The sequence below is a fragment of the Posidoniimonas polymericola genome (genome assembly GCF_007859935.1).
Lineage (GTDB): Bacteria > Planctomycetota > Planctomycetia > Pirellulales > Lacipirellulaceae > Posidoniimonas > Posidoniimonas polymericola.
In genome coordinates, this window is sequence record NZ_SJPO01000006.1 from 141,900 (window position 1) to 158,921 (window position 17,022).

Consider the following 17,022-nt stretch of genomic DNA (forward strand, 5'->3'; position numbering starts at 1 on the left):
CGGGGCGGGACCGAACCGTCCGGCCCCGAGCCGCCATGCTACCCGCCGCCTACCCGGCCGGCAACTTTCGCGGCCGCCGTCGCCAGAACCAGCTTGCGGCGGCGAGCAGCGTGAGGGTCGCCGGCTCCGGGGCGGCAGTGGCCGCCGCCACGTCGCCCGCCAGCGTGAGCGACTCCCAGGTGGCGCCGTAGTTGGCCCGCCAGAGGTCGTAGTCGGCAGAGTCGACCAGGCCGTCGGCGTTGCCGTCGGCCAGCAGGTCGCCCGGGGTCCCTTGGGTAGATCGCCACACGATGTAGTCCGACGCGTCGACGACGCCGTCGTCGTTGTAGTCGCCGGGTAGCGTGACAAACGGGTTGCTGAACAGGTCGGACGTCAGCAGCACGTCGTCGGTCAGCGTGCCGAGGAACGCCACGAGGTCGTCGACCTCCTGGTCGGTGAAGTTGAAGCGGACCGGGCGGCCGTTCGGCAGGGTGAGCACGCGGTCGAGGTTCGGGTTGTCCTGGATCTGGGTGCTGTAGAACCGCACCACCTCCTCGAGCGACTCGAAGCGGCCGTCGTGCATGTACGTTCCTCGCACCGCGACGTTCCGCAGCGAGGGGACCTTGAACTCGCCGTCGCCGGCGCCCTCGTCCGTGCCGAGCTCCTCGTCCGACACCGGGTCGAGGCCGATGTTGTGCGTCGCCAAGGCGACCTGGGCGTTGGTGCCGTGGCAGCCGGCGCACGCGCCGGCGAATAGCTGGTGCCCCCGTTCTTCACTCACGTTGAGTGTGCCGGCAAAATCGGGCGGCCCGCGGCCGGTGAACGCCTCGTCGTACTTCGAGCTGTACGACACCATCGACCGCACGAACTGCGACATCGCCAACGACATCCGCTCGCTGGTCACCTCCGGCGTGCCGAACGCCTGCTCGAACAGCTTGGGGTAGAAGTCGGTGGCGGCCAGCTTCTCCTCCAGGTCGCCGAGGTCCGTAACGCCCATCTCGACCGGGCTCTGGATCGGCTGCAGCACCTGGTGCTCGAGGGTCGGCGAGCGCTCGTCCCAGAAGAAGGCGCCATTGGAGTAGTAGCGGGAGTTGCCCAGCGCCATCGAGTTCCGGTCGGTCTGCTCCCCCTCGAAGCCGGTGCTCTTGGGCTCGGGGTCGGTGAATCCGTGCTGCTGCTGGTGGCACGAGGCGCACGCCGTGCCGTTGTTGTGCGACAGCCGCGGGTCGTAGAACAGCACGCGGCCGAGGGTCGCCCCGGCGTTGGTGATCGGGTTGTCGGCCGGCGTGCTGTCACGGGCGGAGATTAGGTCGCCGCTGGGCGTGCCGGCGCGGAAGTGCGCGGGCAGGTCGGTCTCGGCGTAGGCCACAAAGTCCGCCAGGTCGGTCGGCAGGGCCGGGACGCCGGCCGCCCCCGTCACGGAAGACTGGGCGTTCGCGTTGAGACTGCCCAACAGCCAAGCGGCGGCCAGGGCGACCAGTGTCGCGGTGCGCATGGTTTCGTTCTCTGTTCCAGCGGGCGGCGCCCCGGATTGCCGCCCTCGGCCGGACCCGCGTGCCACGCGTCCCGCCTGCGTAAGAATTGGTGAGTTGCCCTGACTCTCCAAACGCACGGGCCCGCGGCCGGTCTACACCTGCCCGCAGAAAAGGCCGCGTTTGCCGGGCACACCCCGTGTGCTAGCACGGCCATTTCCGCTCTGGCTACGATCGCCGGATCCGTGGTACTTTCCCCTCCCCGCGTTGGGCATGGAGACGCCCGCCTTTCGACCGACCTTGCGACAAGGAGCCGAGCATGGATGCTCACTGGACGACCCCCGCTGCGCACGCGTGGCGGCGCTGCCGATTCCTGTTCGCCGCGGTGCTGCTAGGACTTAGCGGTCTAGCGCCGCCCGCCGCCGACGCGGCCGTCTACCGGACCGACAACTTTGTGGTCTACGCCCAGACCAACCAGCTCGCCCAGGAGATCGGCCTCTCCGCCGAGAAGTGGCGGAAGAAGCTCGCCATCGAGTGGCTCGGCAAGGAGATGCCGCACTGGGCAGAACCGTGCCCGATCAAGACCAAAGTCTCGCCCCGCTTGGGCGCCGGCGGCGCGACCAGCTTCCTGTTCGACCGCGGCGAGGTCTACGGCTGGGAGATGAACGTGCAGGGGAGCCGCGAGCGGGTGCTCGACAGCGTCCTGCCGCACGAGATCACCCACACCGTGTTCGCCAGCCACTTCCGCCGGCCGCTGCCGCGCTGGGCCGACGAGGGAGCCTGCACCACGGTCGAGCACAAGAGCGAGATCGCCGTACAGGAACGCCTGCTGATCAAGTTCCTCAAGACCGGCAAGGGCATCCCGTTCGACAAGATGTTCGAGATGAAAGAGTACCCGCCGGACGTCATGCCGCTGTACTCGCAGGGGCACTCGCTGACGCAGTTCCTGATCGAGCGCCGCGGCAAGGCCGCCTTCCTCGAGTTCATCGCCGACGGCATGCAGGACGAGAACTGGCAGCGGGCCATCCGCACCCACTACGGCAACGAGGGGCTGCTCGACCTGCAGGCTACCTGGCTCGGCTGGGTCAAGGACGGCCGGCCGCGGCTCGCCATGGAGCCCGACCCACGGGCGATCGCCGGCAACGCGTCGCAGCAGACCGGCGGCGTCCGGCTCGCGTCCAACACGACGCCGATCACGCCCGCCAAGCCCGCTACCGCGTCGTCGGGCGACTCGGTCTACGCCAAGCTGAACCGCACGCCGCGGACCGCCAACAGCGCGTCGACTAGCGGCGCCGCAGCCAGCCGCGCGTCGGTGTACGACTCGCGGTCGCACGACATCATCCGCAGGTAGACCAGCTTGAGACCTATCATGCGGAGACCCTTGGCAACCCTGACGCTGCTCGCCCTTGCGGCCGGTGGCTGCCGGGCGACTTTGCCCCGGCTGCTCGGCCGGCCGATGCCGGGGCCCGGCGCATCGCTGAGCGCTGTCGAGCAGTTCCAGCAACACCAGGCGCAGATCGACGCCTACAAGGTGTACGAGCAGTACGAGCCGCGCGTCGCCGCCGCGCCGCGGTAGCCCCAGATTACTTGTCGTCCGGCAAGGCAATCTCGGCCGCGAACACCAGCCCTGGGTCGCCCCGCTCGGCGAGCGTACCCGCCAGCGTGCCGATCGTTCGTGGCACGACCGCGTCGAAAACCGTGCGTCCGTCGACGACCACCGTCACTGGCTCGTCGAGGTCGAGCATCGCGTCGGACAGCCGGACCCGCAGGGCGGGCGCCTCGTTTGGCTCGACCGTGATCTGCTGGCCCTTCTGCTCGGCCGTGACCAGAGCGCCCTGCTTTGGGGTGTCGGTCGCCAGCCAGTAGAACTGCTGGTGAAGCACGTCGTCCTGCTTCCACACCACGCGGTCGGGCGTTGGGTTGCGTCGCTGTTGGCTCATCCAGGGCACGGCCGACGCGTCCTCGCGGTCCATCCAGTGCCCCTTGTCGGGGTAGATGGTCACCTGGTGCTTGTAGCCGTCCGGGTCCTCTGCGGCCAGCTTGTCGAGCCTGTCGCCCCACTCCTTGGCGACCTGGTTGCGGTCGTAGGCCGCGTCGTTGCCCCCCATGTAGATCGCGAAGCCGATGTTCCGTAGCCCCAGCGGCGAGGCGTCGTTCGGGTGACCCGCCATCATCGCCGCCGCCGCCAGCCGGTCCGCCATCCGCGGCGCGAGCTGGTACGCGCCGTCGCCGCCGGCCGAGTAGCCCATTAGGTACACGCGGTCGGGGTCGACCGACTCGAGCACGATCAGGTCCTCGATTAGCCGCGCAAACATCCGGTCGATGTGCTCCTGGTGCCACAGGTCCCACGTGTTGGTTGGCGCCCGCGGCGCGAGGTAGACCCCCTCGGCGGGCTCGTACAGGTGCTGCTGGTTGCGGTACTGCTGATCGTTGACCGCCGCCGGCGCGCCACCGCCGCCGTGCATCGAGATGAACAGCCGCCGCCCGGCCTTCGGCTGGCGGCCGAAGGTCTGGTAGAAGAACGGCATCTTGCGGTCGCCATCGACGATCACGCGGTCCTTGATCTCTTGACTGCGCTCATTGCGGATCCGCTCAGCGTGGTCGGCCCACAGCAGCTTCTTGGCCGACTCGGCCTGCTTGCGAGAGAGTGGCGCGTCGGCAAACGCCTGCTCGGCCAGCGCTGGCCGCTCGCCGGCGGGCTTCTCGAGCCATCGGCGGAGCGCCCGCACGGGTTTGTCGCCCGAAACGCTTTGCTGGCTCTTCGGTTCGTCTGCCGGCGCTGGAGCGGCCGCGTGCAGCGTGAAGAGCTGCTCCCGGTCACCGACCGTCAGCTCGGCGTCTACGTCCGCCTCGCCAATCGAAACCTTGGCCGTGTAGGGCTTGCCTCGCTCAACGACGAAGCTGAGGTGGTCGTTGGCGTCGAACCGTTCGTCGCGGGTCTCGCCTTCGCCAACGACCTGCTGTTCACTGTCGACAAGCCGCACGCCACAGGCGAGCCGCTCGCCCGCCGCGTTGAGCACCTGCAGCCGGGCGTAGCCCTGTTCGCCGCTCAAGTCTGACGCCTTGGCTTTCGTGTAGCGGTCGGTGACGTTGGTCGCCCAGACGTAGTCGATCGAGCGGTCCCACACGCACGGGAACGTCAGCGGCGTGCGGGCGAAGCTCGCCGCGTAGACCGCGTAGCGGGGCGTGTCGCGTTTGGCGAGCGCCGCCCGGCCGGTGAACCAGCCCTCGTCGAGCCGCATGCCGGTCGGCTCGGCCGCGCCGGTGAACCGCCAGCCGTCGTCCCACACCTCGACCCACGAGTGGTTGCCGCTGTGGTCTGACCAGAGCGGCACGCCAACAAACCGGGCCGGCACGCCGACCGCGCGGCACGCGTCGATCAGGATGACCGAGAGCCCGGTGCACGAGGCGAGGCCGCTCTCGGTCGACTCGTACGGGCTCTGGTCGGCCTTCGCCCGCTTGGTCGAGTAGCGGACCCCGAGCAGCTTGAACACCTGGTTGTTGAGCACCGTTGCGGCCTCACCGGCAGACTTCGAGTCGGCCACCAGCGGCTTGAGCCGAGCATAGAAGTCGGCCCGCCAGCGGTCCCGCCGCTCGTTCACGCACGCGTAGGGGAGCACGTAGTTGAGGAAGGTCGCCTCATCGACCTCGGCGCGCCACGGCGCCTCGCGCCACGCCTGGTAGGCGAGCTTAGTATTCTCGAGCAGGTACTCGGCCGAAAGTGACCGAAGGTCACGCTCGGGCATGTTCTCGATCAAAAACCGCACGCCGGCGGCCTGATCGGCCGGCGCCGCGTCGAGCGCCTTCTGAAGCTGACCGGCGCTGTCCCCCGCAGCAGCCAGGGCCGCCTCGAGCCGGGCGTCATCGGCGGTGGCCAATCCGCAACTCGTCAGCGCGGCCGCCAACAACAAGGGCGCCAGCCCGAAGAATCTCTGCACCATCGATTGCCTGCTCTCTGCCTAGGGTTCGCGCCTTGGAACAATGGGTTCCAGCTTAGCGAACCGGCGGGGGCGAATCCAATCGTGGAGCGAAGTGTTCGGAACCGAGCCAGCCGGCGAGAGTTCCGGACAGCAATTGGAATGCGCAGACCCGAGCACCAGCCCCGAAGGGGCGCGCTACCGCAGCCCAGGGCATCGCCCTGGGATTGCGGACGGCATCATCCAACCAAAGCCCCAACTGGGGCGCTACCGAAACTAGCGCGGCCTTTCAGGCCTCGATGGGGTCACACCAACGGTGACCCAGGGCTGCGCCCTGGGCTGGAGTAGATTGCCCCTTCAGGGCAAGTGTCGCAACGTTTGGACAGACACGCTGCAGGGCGACACAGGCAAACGAAAATGGCTGCATGCCTGATTATTCTCCATCCAAAAACTTGGCGAATTCTTGATTACCATTCCGAAGTCTTCGCACTCGAGAACTCTGCGTTGTGTAATGGCTTCGCTCACCAAAACCGGGGGCTAACGCCCGGCGGCTGACGGGCGGAAACTGCCTCTGCGAATCCATCGTTCTCGCTGGATTGTTGTAGCGACGCGCCCCCGGGCGCGGTCCAATAGAGGTCCGCTGCGGGCCCTCCGCAGACCGGGTGGCGACGCGGGCTGGGTCTCATTTTTGTCCGCGTCGGCGTGCACAATCGGACAAAAGCCGCCGGGCGCGGGCGAGGCTACTCGTGGCAACCGGTTCAACACAAACGACTTACGGCGAGCGACGCCCGAAACGGGCCCCGACTTTTGTCCCTACAAATCGTTATCGGAATTGAGGACAAAAGCCGGCCGGGACGAAACTCAGGCGGCGGCCGATCAGATCGCGTCGAGCAGCCGGCGGCTGAAGTGGTAGAACACCGGAGCCGCGAAGCAGAGGGCGTCGATCCGGTCGAGCACGCCGCCGTGGCCCTCGATTAGGGTGCCGTAGTCGCGGACGCCGCGGTCGCGTTTGATGGCGCTCATGGTCATCGCGCCCGCGAAGCCCATCACCGAGATCAGCATCGAAGTAATGCCGGCGTGCCACAGCTCGTGATAGGGGGCGAAGATGCCGAGCACCATGCCGAGCAGGCCGGTCGTGGCCGCGCCGCCGAGGAAGCCCTCCCAGGTGCGGCTGTTGTTGATCTCCGGCGCGATCACGTTGCGGCCGTACAGGCGGCTCCAGGCGAACTGGACCGCCTCGCTGAGGATGACCATCGTGACAAAGAAGAACAAGAGCCGCGCGGTGTCGCTCTGGTCGAGGGGATTGGTGACGCCGCTCTTTGACTTGAGGTACAAGAGCGCCGGCGCGAAGCTCAAACAGTAGACGCAGATCAACAGGCCCGACTGGATCTTGGCGACCCGCTCGAGGAAACGGCGGGGGTCGCCGGCGATGGCGACCCGCAGCGGGATGAACAGGAACGCGTACACCGGGATGAACACGCTGTAGAGCTGGTAGTTGTCGTAGGCGACCAGCACGTACTGCAGCGGCGCGAACAGGAAGAACACCCAGAACAGCGCGCGGTGGTCCGACAGCCGGGTCGGCGTGAGCGTGATAAACTCACGCAGCGCCCAGAAGCTGAGGCCGAAGAACACGAACACCGTCAGCGGGCGGCTGAGGAACGCCACCGGCAGCAGGCAGCAGATGATCCACCACGCGCGCAGCCGGCCGTTGAAGGCCTCGACCGCGGCCGGGTTGAGGCCCAGGTTCGGCTGCCGCTGCAGGATGCGGCCAATGAGCGTCGCGATGGCCAGCAGCGTGACCACGGTCGCGGCGAGTGCCCAGTTGTAAGGGTCCATGGTTCTTGCTTAGCGGGGGCGGTTAATTGCAGATTTCGGATTGGGGATTGCGGATTCTTTGGGAGCCAGTACTTCACAAGAGCAATCCGAAATCCCAAATCCACAATCCGCAATCAGTTCATTCTTCGTCGACATCAAACCGGCTTAGTTTCATCACGGCGTCGCGGGCGCGGGCGAGGAAGTCGTTCTTCCCCTCGCCGTCCTCGAGCCAGATCGGGGGGCCGAACGTGCAGCTCGAGAGCAGCGGGACCGGCAGGTACTCTTCGCGGGGGAGGACGCGGTTCATGTTGTTGAGGTAGACCGGCACCAGCTCGAGGTCGGGGCGCTTCTTGGCCAGGTAGTAGAGGCCGCTCTTGAACTCGCCGACCCGTTCGCCCGACTGGCGGCCCCCTTCGGGGAACAGGATCACCGAGAACTCGTGGCCCATCTGATCGAGCATCAGCTGGATCGGGCTCTGGTGGACCTTGATCGCCTTGCGGTCGATCAGCATCGCGTTGTAAACCTTGGCCAGCCGCGGTCGGATCCAGCCCTTGCTCCAGTAGTCCTTGGCGGCGACCGGGCGGGTCAGCCGGCGGACGCGGTAGGGGAGGGCGGACCAGACCAGGATGACGTCGATGTGGCTGGTGTGGTTGGCGAAGTAGACCCGCTGGCACGTGTCGGGCTGGCAATCGACCCAGCGCACGCTGACCCCGCTGAGGAATCGGGCCAGCAGGGTGAGCGCAGTCTCGGTGATCATCGGTGGGGTCAGTCGCGGCCGCGTCGTGAGCGACGAGGCCAACAGAACGCCGCTGTACAAACAGCGTCAACTAGCAGCGTCATACAGAACTGGGGCCGCTCCGCACGGCCCGATCCCCCATTATGACCGCAGAACCGCCGCGCTACGAGAGGCAGTTTTCGAGCTCGCCGGCGGGCGCATCCACTGGCTCCGAGGGCTCGCCTGCGGCTACCGCGGGCAAATCCGACCGCTCGGAGGCAGGCAGCACGCGGCCGGTCTTCTGCTCTAAGAGGCCGGACAACAGCCGCTGGTACCCATCGATCATCGCCTGGAGCGACCAATCAGCGACCACGAGCTCGCGGCCGGCGGCGCCGAGCTGGCGGGCGTGCAGCGGGTTGTCGAGCAGCTCGACCAGGGCCGCGGCAAAGGCGTCGGGGTCGCCGGCGGGGCAGAGGGCGCCGGTCTGGCCGGGGATGACGGTCTCGCCGACCGAGCCGACGTCGGTCGCGACGACAGGCTTGCCGCAGGCCATCGCCTCGAGGATCGAGACCGGGTTGGCCTCGTTGTGCGAGGTCAGGGCGAGCACGTCGATCGCGGCCAGCACGCCGGGGATGTCGGAGCGAGAACCGAGGAAGGTCACGGCCTCGCTCAGGCCGAGCCGCGTGCGGAGCGATTCCAGCTCACCCCTCCGCGGGCCGTCGCCGATGATCAGGAAGCGGGCCTCGGGGATCTCCTCACGCACCTTGGCGGCGGCGTGCAAGAACATCTCGTGGTTCTTTTCGGGCCGCAGGGCGGCGAGGATGCCGACCACCGGCGCGGTGGGGTCGATGCCGAGTTCCGTGCGGGCGGCCAGCGGTTCGGCAGAGGGCGAGAAGCGGTCGGTGTCGACGCCGTTGGGAATCACGTGCACCTTGGCGGCCGGGAAGCGCTCGCCGGAGATCAGGTGCTCGCCGTGGGGCTTCGCACAGGCGATGAACGCGTCGGTCAGCGGGGTGAGCATCCGGTTGAGCCGCCCGACGCCGTCGGGCCAGCCGGTGCTGTGCAGCGCGCTGGCGATCACCGGCACGCCGGCCACCTTGGCCGCGAGCCGGCCCCAGAACATCTTGTCGCCGGCGCCGACGGTCACCACGCCGTCGATCTGCCGGTCGCGCATCAACGAGGCCAGACGCGGGAGGATTGTGAGGTCGTATTTCGAACCCAGCAAGCCAGAGTGCACCGGCAGCTCGGCCGCCAGCTGCTCGCCCAGCGGGCCGGGCTCCTTCAGGCAGACAACCTCTGGAGCAAACCGCTCGCGTTCGAGCCCGCGCACCAGGTTCACCAGCAGCACCTCGGCGCCGCCGACGGGCATGCTGGTCTGCAAGAACATCACCCGCATCGGGCGAGGTGGGTTGGTCATGTTGTCACCGAAGGGTTCGGAGGAGTGCGGTGCAGCGGGAGCCGCGCAAGGTAGCCCCGCGCCACCGACGCCAGGAGATGTTTCTCTTGACCGTTAATCACCAGGTTGGTGAACACGACGCCGAGCGTCATTACCGCGATTGCCGAGACCGCGACCCGCGGGCCGCCGGCCAGCGCCAGCGGGCTCAGGCCGCACAGGCACAAGCCGATCGACACCCGCATGCCAACCCGGTGGTTGACCCAGATCTGGATCGCGAAGGCGATGAGCGTCGCGACGGCGGTCGCGACCACGGCGCCCAGCAGGCCGAGCCGCGGCAGCAGCACCAGGTTGAGCACGACATTGACCGTCAGGCCGGCGGCCAGCGGCCACGCGGCGCGGCGGGATTTCTCCGCGCACCAGACGTACGTCTGTGCGACCAGCAGCATCCCGAACCAGACGCACGTGGCGAGCGTCCAGGGCGCTACGGCCTGGCCGTTGGGGTAGCGGCCCTCGAACACCAATTCGAACAGCAGTGGGTTGAACAGCAGCACCACGGCGCCGGCGACCATCATCACCAGCGGGCCGAGCTTGAGCGTCAGGTTCAGCTGGTCGGAGACCTGCTCCCGGCGGCCCGCCTCCCAGTCGTGGCTGAGGTGCGGCGTCATCGCTCCGACCAGCAGGTTGGAGATCGACACCAGCAGCATCGGCACCAGGGCGCTGGCGTGGTAGTTGCCGACCTGGGCGAGCGCGTCGTCGGGGGCGAAACCGCCGCAGTGGACGATCATGTAGCGGTCGACCACCGCGAACAGGTTGCTCAGCAGGTTGGTTACCCAGACCCACACCGCGAACCGCATCAGCGGCGGCCAGAACTGCCGATGCGACAGCTGCGGCGCGGCGTCGGGGGTGGGTTCGGTGCGGAGGGACGCCCAGGCGAGCACGCCGAGCGAGGTCACCAGGCACCCCGCCGAGTAGGCGAGGATCACGCTCACGGCGTCCGCCGCGCGGAACTGTATCAGGCTCAGGGCGACCGCCGCGAACAGCATGCTCTGGCAGAAGTGCATCGTCGAGACGATCCGGAACAACCGCAGCCCGGCGAACACCGCCTCGAGGAAGTGCATCAGGATGACGGTCGACAGGCACGCGGCCACCGCGGCCATCATGCCGGTGGAGGTCGGGTCGCCGAACACCAGCTGCGCAAACTGCTGCCGAAACACCAGCAGCGCCGCCACCGCGCAGCCCGCCAGGCAGAAGGTCCACGTGGCGGTGCGGCGGAGGAACATCCAGAGCCGCCCCTCTTCGCGGTAGCGGGTCAGGTACCGCCCGAACGAACCGGGCAGCCCGAGCACCGCCAGCGGAGCGGCGAGCAGCAGGAAACCGTAGGCCATCTCCCAGTGGCCGAGCGACTCGGCGTCGAGCCAGCGGCAGAACAGGATGCCACGGCCAAACCCCACCGACCGCTGCACCACGGCAACGGTCAGCAAGATCACGATGCTGCTGGAGAGCGTGTCGGGGCGGAGCGGCGCGCGGCGTTTCGTGGTGCGGGCGGGCGTGCTAATGGCTGTTGACTCCCACCGGAGCGGGCGTGGCGCGGTAGTCGCCGGGGTCGAACTCCGCGGATTCCAATTTGCGGGGGTCGATCGTCAACCAGTTCTTGAGGCGGATTAATTCGGGGTCGGCGTGGATCCGGCGGATGTGGAACGGGTCGCCGCCCGGCCAGTTGTAGGCGCCGTAGGCAGAGCAGACCCCGTGGAACCCTACCTCGTGGGCAATCCGGAAGGCGGCCCGGTTCAGGTTGGCGTGCAAACCGAACGGGAAGGCAAAGTACCGGATTGACCGGCCCAACTGCTCCTCGAGCTCGGTCTTGGACCCGGCGATTTCGTCGCGGAGCACCCGCTCGTCTGCGATGGCGCCCAGGTTGGCGTGCGAGCGTGTGTGGGCGCCGATCTCGACGCCCGCCTCGGCGAGCGCCCGCAGCTCGGCGATCGAGTTGGGTCGCAGGGCTACGCCGTTTTCGAGATCGTGCCCGAACGGCTCGCCACCCAGGACGTGATTCGTCGAGACAAAGTACGTGAACGGGAGGTTCTTGCGGAGCAGCAGCGGCGCCGCGAACTCGCAGTTCTCGGCGTACCCGTCGTCGAACGTCAGGCAGACCGAGGGCCATCGGTTCTCGCCGGCGGCGATGCGGCGCTGGGCCTCCTGGAGGCTGATGACGTCGTAGTGCTCGGCGATCCACTCGATCTGCTGCTCGAACGCGTCGCGCGACATGGTCCACTCATTGGGGTGGTCGTCGGCGACGCGGTGGTAGAAGAGCGTGCACACCGGCTCCCTCTTGAGTGCGGCGCGGTCGACGGCCGCCCGCCGCCGCGCAGGGAGCGAGGCGAGGTAGTAGCATCCGAGCAGGACTTCTTTCCAGTAAGGCAAAACGGTCGTCTTTCGCTGACGTTGCTACGTTTGGGGGTGACTCAGGACTCCCTGCAGACCGCTCTTCAGCAGGTCGTGCAGCGAGTCCGCGGCGCGGTTGGCCTGCGCCCGCAGGCGGGCGGCTCGGCGTGGCGCGGCCGCGCAGCGGCATAGGGTGGGTTGGGGCGACGCCCGCCAGTGGGCCTTGTACGGTTCGTCGCCGCGGAGGAAATCGAAGCTGGTCCGGCTCTGCTGCATCGCGTGGTGCAGCGTGGCGATGGTCGACAGCCGGCCCGGCTCGTCGTCTAGGCGGTCGGGGTCGACGCCGCCCTGATAGGCGTAGATGTGGTTGGGGCAGGCAAAGTGCAACTCGGCCGCGGCGGGGCGGCCGTCGAGCTCCAGCCAAGAGACCCGCAGCTGGTCCTTCGCCAGCAGCCGCTCGGCGAGCTCTCGCTGAAAGGCCGCGAATGGCGGAGAGGCAAAGCAGCCCGGCTCGCCGAGGCTGTTGCGGCGGCGTTGATGCAGGTCGACCAGGATCGGCCACGCCTGATGCAGCTCGTCGGGGGTCTCGACAAGGCGCCAGACGCAGGCGTCGGAGTTGAGCACCCGCCGCTCGGCGCGGCGGAGCTGCTTGCGGTGGCTCTTGGACTGCAGGGCGAGGTACGCCTCCCAGTCGGGCGGCAGCTCAATAGTCCAGCAGGCGTCGTCGGGCTGGGCGGTGGTCTCGCACTGACGGTGGGCGAGCGCGTCGAACAGCAGCCCGAGCGTCGTGTCGGTCTGGTCGCAGTGGTCGAGCGACAGCAGGTCCCACTCCTGCGACTCGTCGACCAGCCAGTCGGCGATCTGAGCCACGACCTCGGCGGCGTCGCTCTCCGCGCAGATCAGGGTGAGATGATCGGTGCAGACCTCGCCGTCGCCCAGCCAGCAGAGCACGCGCCCCGAACGAACCGAGGCGTCCGTCCGCCAGGGGGCGAGGCCAATCAGCTGGTCGCCCCGCCAGACGCTCAGCACAAACGGGTCGGCTTCGTAGTGCCGGGCCCAGCCGATCAGCCAGTCGGGGCCGCGCATGGGGACGCCGCCGGCCAATCGCTCCCAGTCGCCTGCGAGGGGCTCGAGTTCGTCGATGCTCGTTAGCAGACGGAGACTCATAGTCAACGGCGCCGTGGGGTGGGGCGAGGACGCGGCGCGCAGCGGCGCCTCAACCCACAACTCTGGCCTGCGTTCAGCCGAAGGCAAATCAAGTCTGCCAGATCGGTCGGAGGTGATGCTTTTTCGCGACTTGATGCGTGCGTGCGACAACGGCCCCGCCGCTACAACCCGACCACCGTTCCGCCAAACCCCGGCGGACAGCGGGGATTGTGCTTTTTTAGCGGGCCCCTCGTGAGTAGGCGCCGGCTTTGCGTTTGGACCCGGCAAGCCGATCAAGCCCACACGCCATTCGACGAGAAAGCCTTGATGAACACCGCTCCGCCCCTCTCGCTGACCCCGGCCGTTGTCTTCTCCCTGCTGCGGAAGCACCGCACGCTGTGGATCGCCCCCGCGATCGCCGGTTTCTTCCTGGCCGCGGTGTGCTCGTTCATGACTCCCCGCACCTGGTCGGCACGGCAGGGCCTAATCATCCGCAGCGAAGCGGCCGGCTACGCCAGCCAGCGGCTCGGCAAGTTCACCGACCTGTCCGAGATGAAGACCGTGCAGGAGACCATGCTCGAACTGGCCCGCAGCCAGAGCGTGCTGTCAGCGGTCTTGTTGGAGGTCGGCCCGAGCAGCTCGTGGGGCACTGGCGACTGGCCGTCGAAGGCCGACGTCGCGTCGTTCCGCAAGCGACTCAACATTACCCCGCCCGGCGGAGCCGAATTCGGCAACACCGAGGTCTTCTACGTCGAGGTCCAGGACCATGACCCGCTGCGGGCCGAGAAGCTGGTGGCCGCCCTTTCGAATCAGCTCGAGCACCGTCTGCAGACGCTCCGCGAAGAGCGGGCGGCCTCGATGGTACACGAGCTGCAGCGGAGCGTCAGCATGGCCGAAGCGTCGCTCTCGACCGAAGTCGAACGCCTGGCCGAGTACGAGTCGACCCTCGGCCCGCAACTCGGCGAGCTGCGTAACCTAATCTCGTCCAACGGCAGCCAGGGCTCGCTCGAGCAGCAGGCGGCCGCTGTTGAGCAAGAGATCCGCGGCCTCGAAACCAACCGCCGCAAGAACGAGCTGCTGCTCCTGACCCTCAAGGCCGCCGCCGAGAACCCCGAGCGGCTGCAGGCGACCCCCAGCAGCCTGCTCGACACCCAGCCCACGCTGCAGCGGCTCAAGCAGGGCCTGGTCGACGCCCAGATCCGCACGGCCGACCTGATGGGCGTCCGCTCGGCCAACCACCCGCTGGTCAAGGCCGCCATCGAGACCCAGGACCACCTGCGTCAGCAGATCAACGAGCAGGCCCCCGAGGCGATCCGCGGTGTCGAGATGGAGCTGGCCGTCACCGACGCCCGCAAGGCGTCGTTGGCCAAGGAGCTCGTCGGCCTGCACGCCACACAGTCGCTGCTCGCTCAGAAGCGGGCCGAGTACTCGCAGCTGTTGTCGAACGTCGAGAACCAGTCGCGGGTGGTTGAAGAGGGCCGCAAGCAGCTGGCCGACGCCAACGCCCATCAGGCCGGCTCGACCAGCGCCAGCGTGCTGGCCCGGATCGACAACGCCGAAGCCGGCCTGTTCCCGATCGGCCCCGGCCGGACCACCACGGCCGCCGCGGGCGGCCTGCTGGGCCTGATTGCCGGCCTGGGCGCCGTGTTCTACTTCTTCGCCCCCCGCCCAGACGCCCAGCCAATGGTCGTCCAGACCCCGGCCGAGTCGCCCGCTCCCCGCAAGCCGGTCCCCGCTCGCCGAGCCGCGGCCGCCGCCGCTCTCTCCCCGACAATCGCTACGTTCGTTCAAGAGGCGGGCCTGACCGGCGGCTCGGTGTTTGTCGGGAGCTAGGCTTGCGAGACCACCCGCCCCTGAATCGCCCCACCCCCGCCCAACGTATCGATGCCTGTCGTCCTGCTGCTAGCCGCGATCGCTGGAATGCTGTGGGCCTTGTTCCTGGCCCAGCGGTCGTCGCTGCTGCTCGCCACACTGGCGACCGCGGCGGTGGGCTACGTGCTGGGGCACAGCTTCTGGAACGCCCACATCGGGCCGCTGCCGCTCACGCTCGACCGGCTGTTGCTGGCCGGGGTGACTGGGCTGTTCGCCTACCGTGCATGGCGGGGACAGCTGGCGCCCCGACGCATCGGCGGCGTGGAGTGGGCGTTGGCCGCGTTGCTTGTGTGGCTGACATTCAGCGCCCTGACCTCCAAGCCAGGCGGGGACGTTCAACTGCCAACTTCGCCGCTGTGGCGGCTGCTGTTCAGCTTCTGGGCGCCGGCCCTGCTGCTGTTTATCGGGCGCGGCGCCAACGAATCAAACCGCGCCGCCTACTGGTTCCTGGCCGGGCTGACGGCGCTGGGCAGCTACCTGGCGCTGACCGCGGTCGCCGAAACCGCCGGCGTGTGGTCGCTGGTGTTCCCGCGTTACATCTCCGACCCCATGCTCGGGCTGCACTACGGCCGGGCCCGCGGCCCGGCGCTCAACTCGGTGAGTCTCGGCATCCACCTGACGGTCTGCGTGTGGGCGGCCTGGCTGCTGCTGCCGAGGGCTCCGCAGTGGGCCAAGCTGCCGCTGCTGGTGCTCGGCCCGCTGATGGTGCTTGGCATCTTGCTGACGTTCACCCGGTCGGTCTGGCTGGGCATGATCGCGAGCGGCGTCGCGATGCTCGCAGTGCAGATCCCGCGGCGGTTCCGCGGCCCGGTGCTTACCGGCTTGGCGGTGCTCGGAATCGTCGCCGGCCCGATCGCCGCCACCAGCCTGGTGGCGATGAAGCGTGAAGACTCCGGCCACATGTCGCAGCACTCGGTCCAGCAGCGGACGGCGTTTGCGTACGTCTCTTGGAAGATGTTCCAGGACCACCCGCTTACCGGCGTTGGCTTCGGACGGTTCTACGATCAGAAGCTCCCCTACCTGTCCGACCGGTCGCAGACGTTCGAGCTCGAGTCGCTCCGCGAGCTGCACCACCACAACACGCTGCTGAGCCTGCTGACCGAGACCGGCATGATCGGACTCGCCGCGTACCTGGGCGTGTTGTACGGGTTGCTCCGCGCCTCGTGGCGGTTGGCCAACAGCCACGAGGCCTCCGACGCCGGGCGTCGGCTGGGCGCACTCTGCTTTGCGGCAATTGCTGGGTACCTGCCATCGGCGGTGTTTCACGACCTTTCGCTTGTGCACAGCGACCAGTGGCTGCTGTTCTTGGTGGCCGGGGCCGCCCTCGGCTTCGAACGTAGGCTAGGCTTGAGTGGGGCAGGCGCCGCGCAGTGCGAGTCACCCGCCATCAACCAGGAGCCGGCGTTCTCGGGCGCAGCCGGCCTCCAGTAATCGATCACGGACAACCATGCCGCCGCAAACGGCGTGGCGTGGTTTGCCGATCCTCTTCTCCTTTGCCTCTCTTGCTTGCCCGATCCATGAATCTAGACACGCAGCGTTCCCGCTTGTTCGGGATGCAGATCGACCCGCTCAGCCTCGACCAGGCCGCCCACCAGGTGCTCGACTGGTCGCACGAGGACTCGCCGGCGGGCTGCCGGTTTGTTGTGACGCCGAACGTCGACCACGCGGTGATGTTCCAGAGCCGGGCCGACCTCCGCGCCGCGTACGCGGACGCGTCGCTGGTGCTGGCCGACGGTGCGCCGCTGATCGCGGTGTCGCGGATCTTGCGCCGCGGACTGCCGGAACGCGTCGCGGGGAGCGATCTCGCGCCGCGGCTGTTCGACCTGGCGGGCGAGTCGCATGGTCAGCCCCTGCGGGCGTTCCTGCTCGGCGCCGGACCGGGCGTGGCCGAGCGGGCCGCCAAAAACATCCACGACCGCTGGGCGAACGTGCAGGTCTGCGGCACCTACTGCCCGCCGCTCGGCTTCCAGGACAACCAGTACCAGAACAACCTCGCTCTCGAGGCGGTGGCGAACGCCTCGCCCGACGTGCTCCTGATCGGGCTGGGCGCGCCAAAGCAAGAGCTGTGGGCCCACCGGTTCCGCAGCCAAATCCACGCCCGCGTGGCGCTCTGCATCGGGGCGACCATCGACTTCCTGGCAGGCGAGAAGCGCCGCTCGCCGGTCTGGATGCGTCGATCTGGGCTCGAGTGGACGCACCGCCTGCTGAGCGAGCCGGGCCGGCTCGCGAAGCGGTACGCGGTCGACGCGCTTCTGTTCCCGCCGCTGGTGTATCGCGAGTGGCGCGGGCTCTGTTAGCAGCGAACGGGGCCAAGGTATACTCGGCCCC

General features: G+C 68.2%; 13 protein-coding genes. 5 read left to right on the plus strand and 8 right to left on the minus strand.

Features of this window, described 5'->3' with window-relative positions; all coding sequences use genetic code 11:
- Positions 1 to 49: 49 nt before the first annotated feature.
- A complete protein-coding gene (locus Pla123a_RS13290) occupies positions 50 to 1,474 on the minus strand; it encodes a cytochrome c peroxidase (protein WP_146587710.1) in 1,425 nt (474 codons plus the stop codon).
- Between the two features lie 296 nt (positions 1,475 to 1,770).
- Between Pla123a_RS13290 and Pla123a_RS13295 the strand changes: the two genes are divergently transcribed.
- Together Pla123a_RS13295 and Pla123a_RS13300 are read left to right on the plus strand one after the other, a co-directional pair.
- Positions 1,771 to 2,802 (plus strand): hypothetical protein, encoded by a 1,032-nt coding sequence (locus Pla123a_RS13295; protein ID WP_146587712.1) that lies wholly within the window; start codon positions 1,771 to 1,773, stop codon positions 2,800 to 2,802.
- 18 nt (positions 2,803 to 2,820) lie between these two features.
- Positions 2,821 to 3,027 carry a hypothetical protein gene (locus Pla123a_RS13300; RefSeq protein ID WP_146587714.1) on the plus strand — a complete coding sequence of 69 codons (207 nt, stop codon included), beginning with the start codon at positions 2,821 to 2,823 and terminating at the stop codon, positions 3,025 to 3,027.
- A 7-nt stretch (positions 3,028 to 3,034) separates the two neighbouring features.
- Here the strand turns inward: Pla123a_RS13300 and Pla123a_RS13305 are convergent, their stop codons facing one another.
- The 7 genes from Pla123a_RS13305 to Pla123a_RS13335 form a co-directional block, all read right to left on the minus strand.
- Positions 3,035 to 5,329, minus strand: coding sequence for a transglutaminase domain-containing protein (locus Pla123a_RS13305; protein ID WP_231956442.1), 2,295 nt, complete (start codon positions 5,327 to 5,329; stop codon positions 3,035 to 3,037).
- A 915-nt stretch (positions 5,330 to 6,244) separates the two neighbouring features.
- Positions 6,245 to 7,204, minus strand: a complete 960-nt coding sequence (locus Pla123a_RS13310) for a phosphatidate cytidylyltransferase (protein WP_146587717.1) — start codon at positions 7,202 to 7,204, stop codon at positions 6,245 to 6,247.
- Positions 7,205 to 7,322: 118 nt separating this feature from the next.
- Positions 7,323 to 7,940, minus strand: coding sequence for a lysophospholipid acyltransferase family protein (locus tag Pla123a_RS13315; RefSeq protein ID WP_146587719.1), 618 nt, complete (start codon positions 7,938 to 7,940; stop codon positions 7,323 to 7,325).
- A gap of 142 nt (positions 7,941 to 8,082) precedes the next feature.
- Positions 8,083 to 9,315, minus strand: coding sequence for a glycosyltransferase (locus tag Pla123a_RS13320; RefSeq protein ID WP_231956443.1), 1,233 nt, complete (start codon positions 9,313 to 9,315; stop codon positions 8,083 to 8,085).
- Positions 9,312 to 10,775 (minus strand): lipopolysaccharide biosynthesis protein, encoded by a 1,464-nt coding sequence (locus Pla123a_RS13325; RefSeq protein ID WP_146587721.1) that lies wholly within the window; start codon positions 10,773 to 10,775, stop codon positions 9,312 to 9,314. The genes Pla123a_RS13320 and Pla123a_RS13325 overlap by 4 nt, the downstream gene beginning before the upstream one ends.
- 70 nt (positions 10,776 to 10,845) lie before the next feature.
- A complete protein-coding gene (locus Pla123a_RS13330) occupies positions 10,846 to 11,715 on the minus strand; it encodes a polysaccharide deacetylase family protein (RefSeq protein WP_146587723.1) in 870 nt (289 codons plus the stop codon).
- A gap of 24 nt (positions 11,716 to 11,739) precedes the next feature.
- The gene (locus Pla123a_RS13335) at positions 11,740 to 12,843 is read right to left on the minus strand and encodes a GNAT family N-acetyltransferase (protein ID WP_146587725.1); all 1,104 of its coding nucleotides are present in this window, start codon (positions 12,841 to 12,843) and stop codon (positions 11,740 to 11,742) included.
- A 306-nt stretch (positions 12,844 to 13,149) separates the two neighbouring features.
- Between Pla123a_RS13335 and Pla123a_RS13340 the strand changes: the two genes are divergently transcribed.
- The 3 genes from Pla123a_RS13340 to Pla123a_RS13350 all read left to right on the plus strand — a co-directional run bounded on the left by Pla123a_RS13340 (position 13,150) and on the right by Pla123a_RS13350 (position 16,991).
- Positions 13,150 to 14,655 (plus strand): GumC family protein, encoded by a 1,506-nt coding sequence (locus Pla123a_RS13340; protein ID WP_146587727.1) that lies wholly within the window; start codon positions 13,150 to 13,152, stop codon positions 14,653 to 14,655.
- Between the two features lie 51 nt (positions 14,656 to 14,706).
- Positions 14,707 to 16,125: an O-antigen ligase family protein gene (locus tag Pla123a_RS13345; RefSeq protein ID WP_146587728.1), complete on the plus strand. Its 1,419-nt coding sequence runs from the start codon at positions 14,707 to 14,709 to the stop codon at positions 16,123 to 16,125.
- Positions 16,126 to 16,211: 86 nt separating this feature from the next.
- The gene (locus Pla123a_RS13350) at positions 16,212 to 16,991 is read left to right on the plus strand and encodes a WecB/TagA/CpsF family glycosyltransferase (protein WP_146587730.1); all 780 of its coding nucleotides are present in this window, start codon (positions 16,212 to 16,214) and stop codon (positions 16,989 to 16,991) included.
- Positions 16,992 to 17,022: the final 31 nt, after the last annotated feature.

Bases quoted from the DNA above. Each gene is read 5' to 3' on its own strand.
- Pla123a_RS13290 (WP_146587710.1), bottom strand. From the start codon at position 1,474: ATGCGCACCGCGACACTGGTCGCCCTGGCCGCCGCTTGGCTGTTGGGC.
- Pla123a_RS13295 (WP_146587712.1), top strand. From the start codon at position 1,771: ATGGATGCTCACTGGACGACCCCCGCTGCGCACGCGTGGCGGCGCTGC.
- Pla123a_RS13300 (WP_146587714.1), top strand. From the start codon at position 2,821: ATGCGGAGACCCTTGGCAACCCTGACGCTGCTCGCCCTTGCGGCCGGT.
- Pla123a_RS13310 (WP_146587717.1), bottom strand. From the start codon at position 7,204: ATGGACCCTTACAACTGGGCACTCGCCGCGACCGTGGTCACGCTGCTG.
- Pla123a_RS13315 (WP_146587719.1), bottom strand. From the start codon at position 7,940: ATGATCACCGAGACTGCGCTCACCCTGCTGGCCCGATTCCTCAGCGGG.
- Pla123a_RS13320 (WP_231956443.1), bottom strand. From the start codon at position 9,315: ATGACCAACCCACCTCGCCCGATGCGGGTGATGTTCTTGCAGACCAGC.
- Pla123a_RS13335 (WP_146587725.1), bottom strand. From the start codon at position 12,843: ATGAGTCTCCGTCTGCTAACGAGCATCGACGAACTCGAGCCCCTCGCA.
- Pla123a_RS13340 (WP_146587727.1), top strand. From the start codon at position 13,150: ATGAACACCGCTCCGCCCCTCTCGCTGACCCCGGCCGTTGTCTTCTCC.
- Pla123a_RS13345 (WP_146587728.1), top strand. From the start codon at position 14,707: ATGCCTGTCGTCCTGCTGCTAGCCGCGATCGCTGGAATGCTGTGGGCC.
- Pla123a_RS13350 (WP_146587730.1), top strand. From the start codon at position 16,212: ATGAATCTAGACACGCAGCGTTCCCGCTTGTTCGGGATGCAGATCGAC.